The sequence below is a fragment of the Vibrio sp. Y176 genome, assembly GCF_033438945.1.
Genome location: NZ_JAWOQS010000131.1, coordinates 1 through 1,034 on the forward strand (window position 1 = coordinate 1; position 1,034 = coordinate 1,034).

At 43.4% G+C, this 1,034-nt stretch carries 1 protein-coding gene; it reads right to left on the minus strand.

Annotation, left to right across the window (positions count from 1 at the left end):
- Positions 1-1,034, minus strand: a 1,034-nt coding sequence (gene pssA, locus R7O13_RS24590) for a CDP-diacylglycerol--serine O-phosphatidyltransferase (RefSeq protein WP_318304901.1), incomplete at both ends; no start/stop codon positions are given.

Genomic DNA, 1,034 nt, shown 5'->3' on the forward strand with positions numbered 1-1,034 from the left:
AAACTTATGAGTAAGGTTTGCGTAGTCATCTTGAATCAATAAACCATTTTCAAGATCGAGAGACCAAGCACGCGGATTTAAGTTGTTACCCGTAAGCAGCATGTATCGCTTATCAACCCAGATACCCTTTAGGTGGAAGCTGTTGTTTTCATGCTTCCATAAGTGCACTGAAAGTTTACGAGCTGCAATGTTCGCCTCATTTGCTTTGGCAAAGCGGCGCAGATTTACCTCGTAAAGGTAAGGAAGACCACCAATGGTTTTGAAATCTTCTTCTGGAGAGATATAGAAATCGTTCGCGGTTTTATCTCCTACCACGATCGTTACTTTTACTCCACGTTTCATCGCACGTTTTACTTCCCGGTGAATTGATTTAGGGAAGTTAAAATATGGCGTACAGATGAAAATTTCGTTTTTTGCTGCTGCTAGTAGCTTGACGATTTGCTGGTTTAGTAAGTTTCGACGCTTACCAAGACCAACAAGAGGTGTGATCTTTACTTTATCTTCCGCCGCTGACTCATGGGCAAATTGATAGTTGGCTTGAGCAAGAGAAGAGCGAAGTTGGCGAATTGCCGATTTAATTTCTTTGGTTTCTGGCTTATCTCGATCGGCCAAGTCGTTTACTGCAGGGTGAGCAATCATTTCATTTTGAACGAAGTTCACCATCGTATCTGCAAGGGATTTGTGCTTAATAACATGGTAGCGATCAAATCGATAGCGGCCATGGTACTGCAAATAAACGTTATTAAGGCTAGCGCCACTGTAAATCACGGTATCGTCGACGACGAAGCCTTTTAAATGAAGTACACCAAATACTTCTCGGCCGCGAACGGGGATACCATAAACAGGGATGGCATGTTGGTATTGGTCAGCAAACGCTTTATAAAGCGCTGAGTTGCCTTCTGATGTTTCTGCACCAATAAGGCCGCGTTGTGCTCGGTGCCAGTCAACACAGATATTAATGTCTAATCCTGGATTACGCTGCTTTGCTTCGTAAAGTGCAGTGAGTATTTCACGCCCAGCTTCATCATCTTCCA